The organism is Caulobacter sp., from assembly GCF_049283275.1.
Classification (GTDB): Bacteria; Pseudomonadota; Alphaproteobacteria; order Caulobacterales; family Caulobacteraceae; genus Caulobacter.
Genome location: NZ_JBAPVS010000174.1, coordinates 1 through 3,779 on the forward strand (window position 1 = coordinate 1; position 3,779 = coordinate 3,779).

The 3,779-nt window shown below is 68.8% G+C and carries 5 protein-coding genes; 1 reads left to right on the forward strand and 4 read right to left on the reverse strand.

What is annotated here, in order from left to right; translation table 11 throughout:
• From WAL33_RS09515 to WAL33_RS09530, 4 genes are all read right to left on the reverse strand, one after another.
• Positions 1–245: FecR/PupR family sigma factor regulator (locus WAL33_RS09515; protein WP_422180756.1), on the reverse strand; the 245-nt coding region annotated here is incomplete at its 3' end.
• The gene (locus tag WAL33_RS09520; protein WP_422180758.1) at positions 235–807 is read right to left on the reverse strand and encodes an RNA polymerase sigma factor; all 573 of its coding nucleotides are present in this window, start codon (positions 805–807) and stop codon (positions 235–237) included. The genes WAL33_RS09520 and WAL33_RS09515, both read right to left, overlap by 11 nt.
• Positions 804–1,457 (reverse strand): energy transducer TonB, encoded by a 654-nt coding sequence (locus WAL33_RS09525; protein ID WP_422180760.1) that lies wholly within the window; start codon positions 1,455–1,457, stop codon positions 804–806. Before WAL33_RS09525 ends, WAL33_RS09520 begins: the two co-directional genes overlap by 4 nt.
• Positions 1,458–1,558: 101 nt before the next feature.
• A complete protein-coding gene (locus WAL33_RS09530; protein WP_422180762.1) occupies positions 1,559–2,233 on the reverse strand; it encodes an STN domain-containing protein in 675 nt (224 codons plus the stop codon).
• 281 nt (positions 2,234–2,514) lie between these two features.
• Between WAL33_RS09530 and WAL33_RS09535 the strand changes: the two genes are divergently transcribed.
• A complete protein-coding gene (locus tag WAL33_RS09535; protein WP_422180764.1) occupies positions 2,515–3,744 on the forward strand; it encodes a dipeptidase in 1,230 nt (409 codons plus the stop codon).
• Positions 3,745–3,779 lie beyond the last annotated feature (35 nt).

Consider the following 3,779-nt stretch of genomic DNA (forward strand, 5'->3'; position numbering starts at 1 on the left):
GCGCGGCGCAGCGGCATGACCCGCGCGTCGGCGCTCGCCTGCAGGACGGGTCCAAGATCAGACCACAGGCGACGGGCCCGCTCGAAAGCGGGCTCGGCCTTGGGCGACGCGGCGCGCCACCGGGCCAGTCGACGCAAATCCAGTTCCGTCGCTTGCCCCGATTTCAAACGCAGAATCCAGGCGCGCGCCTGCGCATCCAGGTCGGCACCCGGCTCTTCCCCTGGGATGTCGCGTCTAACGTCCATCATCAATGCTCGCGACCATTCTCTTATCTAGACGAGCAGCGCCCGGATTTACGAAATCTATCCTCTCCAGCGAGGCCAGATGATCGGCGCAGTGGTCCAGGGCGTGCCTCAGTTCCATCTCGACGGTCCGCTTCGACAGACTCATGGCACGAGCAATATCGCCGCACGATCGTCCTTCCAACCGGGCCGCGATCAGGATCGCGCGCCGGCGCGCCGACAGCCCGGCGACCGCCTTTTCCAGCGCCCGCAACTCCAGGCGCGCGGCGGCGGTCTGCTCCGGTCCCGGTTCGGTGTCGGGCAAAGCCAGCAAGGCGTCGATATCGACCGCCGAGGCCAGACGCGCGCCGGCCCGCTTGCGGTCAATGGCGATGTTCATCGCCATGCGCGACAGATAGGCCTTGGCGTCCTTGATGGCGCCCAATTCGCCGCCCTTGGCCAAGCGCAGCCAAGTTTCGTTCAGCGCCTCGTCCGCCAGGTCCTGCGACCGCAGCCGCCCCCGCAGCCGCGTGCGCAGCTCCGGATACAGCTTCATGAACCAGCCCATCAGCGCTTCCCGGTTCATCGGCCGGGCAACCTGAACGGCATGGGCAGCTCGACCTCGACGGGCGCGGGCAGTTCGGCGGGCACGCCCGGCAGGGGCTCGGCGCGCCACAGGGTCTCCAAGGCGGCCCGATCCAGCGCCGGATCTCGCGACCGACCGACCACCCAGGCCTCCTGGACGTCGCCGTCGCGACCGACCCGGAAGCGCACGATCACGATGCCTTCGGCGCGTCGCGACACCGCTTCGGAGGGGTACAGCCGATAGGGCCGGATATGTTTTTGCAGCAGGCGTTGATAGGTGTTCTCGCTCGCCGCGCGTGAGGCGCCGTCGGCGGAGATGTCGCCCTCGCCCTCCTGGCTCTGCGCGGCTTCGCCCGCCTGCGTCGACAGCGTCTTGGCGATCGACGCCTCCCGCGCGGGGGCGGCTCTTCCGCCCGACGGCGACACCGCCGCATCGCCCGAGAGCGTGGAATCCGCGCCGTCCAGCGCCTGGTCGCCCTCCGCGTCGCGATCTCCGGATCCGGCCGTTTGCAGCCGGCCCTGACGCGCGCTGGCCGGCGCCCCGTCGGCGTCGACCAGCACCATCTCCATGGTCCAGGTGCGCGGGACCAGGCCGGGCCGCCGCCCGATGAACATCATCAGCATCGCGCCATGGACGGCCAGAGCCACCATGAGCGCCAACAGCCCGCGACGCCGTCGGTCCAGCGACGCCCGGCGCCGTCTCCCTCCGCTCGGCTCCAAGACCCAGAATTCAGAAGCGTCCAAAATGGCCATCACATCGCGCTGATGCGCATCTTGATCGGCTGGGGCATGGCGCTGGGCGGCAGGCTGGCCATCCGCAGTTCGCCCAGGGCCTCCTCGATCACCCTGCGCGTCTCGGCCTCCTCTTCGGGACCAACGGCCTCGATGCGGGTGACGGCGCCGTCGGGATTCAGCCAGACATAGAGCTGCAGCTCGTACTTGCGGCCCTTCAATGCGTTCTGGCCACGCAGCTTGCGGAAGCATTCCTGCAACAGCATCGAGCCGTACCACGCATAGTCGCTCGATTTGGCCTCGCCGATGATCGGCGCGGTCACCACCAGATCGTCCAGCCGCACGTTGGGCCAGGAGTCCGGCGAACGGCGCACCAGGGTGAAGGCGTCGCGTCGCGTGAAGCGCGGAGCCAGCCCCGAGCCCAGCAACATCTGATCCAGCGCCTCCTGCACCGTCGACGCGCTGACCGGCCGCGAGGTCTGACCATGGGCCAGCCCCTCATCGTAGTTGACGTGAAAACCCGACCGCTCAGCCAACCGCGCCAAGGCCTCGGATAGCGGCAAGGCGGGAAAGGCGTAAACGGATGACGCCGCCACGGCCGGGCTGGGCAGCATGAGGTCGGAGATCAGCGCCGCCCCCAACAAGACCGCGAAAGCGATCGCCTGCGTGCCGTTGCGACAGATTGAACCCGACATCGGCATCGGCATCGGCCCCACAGCGCGCCGCGAAGCTGGCTTCGTAACGCAAAAGCTTCACGAATTTACGACAGCGCCGAGCCCTTCGTGGCGGCTCCTTGGCCCCGCCCTTAATGGGATGCCCGACGGAGGGGGAAATCTGACTCCACGGGGACAAGGCTGCTCACAGAACTCCCTCCGCCGACCGCTTCGCGATCACCTCCCCCACGGGGGGCGGAACACCTTGACCGCGCCTCCCCGATCCCCGAGCGTGGCCATGCACACGCCACGTCGGAGCCCAGATGTCCCGCCTACTGACCGTTCTCCTCGGCTCCGCCGCCCTGCTCGCCGCCGGCGCCGCCCCGCTCGCCAGTTGGGCGGCTGACGCTCCGGTGTCCAAAGCCGACCGCGCCCTGCACGAAAAGGTCCTGACCCTCGACACCCACCTGGACACCCCCGAGCACTTCGCGCGCCCGGGCTGGAGCATGGTCGAGCGTCACGAGGTCAAGCTCGACGGCACCCAGGTCGACCTGCCGCGCATGGACGCCGGCGGCCTGGATGGCGGGTTCTTCGTGATCTACACCGCCCAGGGCGCCCTGACCGCCGAGGGCTATCGCGGGGCCCGCGACTTCGCCCTGGAGCGCGCCGCCGAAATTCGCGAGATGGTCGCGGCCCACGGCGACAGGTTCGAGCTGGCCTACACCGCCGACGACGCCGAGCGGATCAACAAGGCCGGCAAGAAGTTCGTCTTCCAGAGCATCGAGAACAGCTGGCCCATGGGTGAGGACCTCACCCTGATGCAGACCTTCTACGCCACCGGCGTGCGCATGGCCGGGCCGGTGCACTTCCGCAACAACCAGTTCGCCGACAGCTCGACCGACAAGCCGATCTGGCATGGCTTCTCGCCGCTGGGCCTGCGCTGGCTGGCCGAGGCCAACCGGCTGGGGATCCTGATCGACGTCAGCCACGCCTCCGACGACGTGGTCGACCAGGCCGTGCAGTTGTCGAAGGTCCCGATCATCGCTTCGCACTCCGGCGCCAAGGCGGTCTACGACCATCCGCGCAATCTGGATGACGGCCGACTGAAGAAGATCGCCGATGCGGGCGGGGTGATCTGCATCAACTCGGTCTATCTGAAGAACACCCCCACCAGCCCCGAGCGCCTGGCGGCGCTGAAGGCGCTGGGCCCGCTAGCCGAGACCGCGACCCAGGCCGAGGTGACCGCCTACATGAAGAAACGCGTCGCGGTGGACGCCCAATTCCCCCCGGTCCGCGCCACCTTCGAGGACTTCATGGCCAGCCTGACCCACACCCTCAAGGTGGTCGGACCCGAGCATGTCGGCATCGGCGCCGACTGGGACGGCGGCGGCGGCGTGGTCGGCTTCGAGGACGTCGCCGACCTGCCCAAGGTCACCGCCCGGCTGAAGGCCGCCGGCTACACCGACGCCGACGTGGCGGCGATCTGGGGCGGCAACGTGCTGCGCGTGGTGCGGCAGGTTCAGGACTATGCGGCGAAGGGGGCGGCCAAGTAGGCGGTAAATCCCCCTCCGGCCCTCCGGGCCACCTC